This is a genomic window from Bacillus sp. JJ1503, from assembly GCF_036965125.1.
Classification (GTDB): domain Bacteria; phylum Bacillota; class Bacilli; order Bacillales; family Cytobacillaceae; genus Cytobacillus.
The window spans coordinates 1-1,873 of sequence record NZ_JBALOZ010000515.1 but is presented as its reverse complement, the minus strand read 5'-3'; the positions used below and the strand labels follow the sequence as shown (position 1 = coordinate 1,873).

The 1,873-nt window shown below is 35.0% G+C and carries 2 protein-coding genes; both read left to right on the top strand.

Annotated elements, in window-relative coordinates; genetic code table 11:
* Positions 1-263 precede the first annotated feature (263 nt).
* Positions 264-1,259, top strand: a complete 996-nt coding sequence (galE, locus tag V7149_RS26135) for a UDP-glucose 4-epimerase GalE (protein WP_335348469.1) — start codon at positions 264-266, stop codon at positions 1,257-1,259.
* A 353-nt stretch (positions 1,260-1,612) separates the two neighbouring features.
* Positions 1,613-1,873 (top strand): glycosyltransferase (locus V7149_RS26130; RefSeq protein WP_335348468.1); only part of this gene is annotated, 261 nt, incomplete at its 3' end.

Below are 1,873 nucleotides of genomic sequence, written 5' to 3'. Positions count from 1 at the left end.
CATTGTACGTATTTGGAACATTCGAAAAGCGTGGTAACTATATTTTTCGGAAACGAGCATATCTTGAATGGGGGGGTAGTACAAATATTATAGGAAGTATCATTTTGCTTAATCCTGGTGGGGAAAAATTTGAAAAAGAACAATGGAATGATTAAAATAGTGCAAAAATAGCACGTGCCGAAGGTCAAATTATGTATAAGTTTTTATGAATTCTAGATGTTCACAGTCTCCAATAAGATTAATTCAAAGTGGGTGTTTAAACTATGAATATACTAGTTACAGGCGGTGCCGGCTATATAGGATCACATACCAGTGTTGCTTTGATTGATGCAGGACATTCAGTCATTGTTGCTGATAATCTTTCTAACAGTAAAGCTGAAGCGGCAGAAAGGATAGAACAAATAACGAAAAAAGAAATAACTTTTTATCCGATTGATGTAACTGATGAATCAGCAGTCAACACCATCTTTTCTAATCATGAAATAGATGGTGTTATTCATTTTGCTGGACTTAAAGCGGTGGGAGAGTCAGTCGAAAAGCCACTAGCTTATTATCATAATAATATCGTCAGCACGATGATTCTCGCTAAAGCATGTCAGAAATATAACGTTAAGCGGTTTGTCTTTAGCTCATCGGCTACTGTTTATGGAGACAATAAAGTACCATTTGAGGAGAGTATGGATCTCCTTTCAACGACAAACCCATATGGTGAAACTAAAGCAATGAGTGAGCGTATTCTTACTGATATAGCAAAAGCTAATCCTAGCTTCTCAGTATCGCTGCTTAGATACTTCAATCCAGTAGGAGCTCATGAAAGCGGATTAATTGGAGAATCACCAAATGGAATCCCAAATAACCTTATGCCGTATGTCACTCAAGTTGCTAAGGGTAAGCTCCAGAGATTGAGAGTCTTTGGAAATGACTATCCAACCGTGGATGGTACAGGGGTTAGAGACTATATTCATGTCATGGATCTAGCAGAGGGGCATGTTGCTGCATTAAACAATCTTTTCGAGGGAGTTCATACCTATAACTTAGGAACAGGAAAAGGTACTAGTGTCCTAGAGCTTGTGCAAGCTTTTGAAGAAGCAAATGGTATTAAAATACCTTATGAAATTGTTGATCGGAGACCTGGGGATATTGCTTCATGCTATGCTGATGTTTCGAAAGCAAAAAGGAAACTGGGCTGGGAGGCTAAACGTGATATTGTTGACATGTGTCGGGATGCTTGGCGGTTTGAGAGGGATTATAGGGAGTGAAAGGAACTTAGTTCTCGTGCCAGATTATAGGAAGTATTATTTTACTTAATCCTGTTGGGGCAAAATTATAAACAAACAATGGAATGATTTAAAAAGTGCAAAAATAGCATGTTCCGAAGGTCAAATTACGTGTAATCTAGGAAAAATCTATCTGATTGAAAAAGTAATGAAAAAAGTGTTCTTCCCACTTGAAGTCATCTTCTGCTTTTTAATCATTTTTTAATTGTATAAAATTTATTGTCTAAGTGAATTGGCTTTATTTGTTGAAAATAATGCTATAAACAGTTGTGTTTATTATCTATTTAGATGATAAATCAATTTAAAGATGAATTTTGGGAAGTAGGGAATTTGGAATGAAAATATTATATGTTACGACAATTTCAAATACAGTTAATGCTTTTTTAATTCCCCATATAAGGATGTTAATAGCCCAAGGCCATCAAGTTGATGTTGCTTTTAATATAGTTCAAGAAGTAAGTCACGAATTAATTAATATGGGTTGCAAAATACATCAAATAGAGTTTCAAAGATCTCCTTTAAAAAGGGAAAACTTATTAGCATATAAAAAAGTAAAAAATTTAGTAATAAGAGAGGGATATGATTTAGTTCATACA

Excerpts from the sequence above, each read along its gene's own strand:
- galE (WP_335348469.1), top strand. The coding sequence starts at position 264 with ATGAATATACTAGTTACAGGCGGTGCCGGCTATATAGGATCACATACC.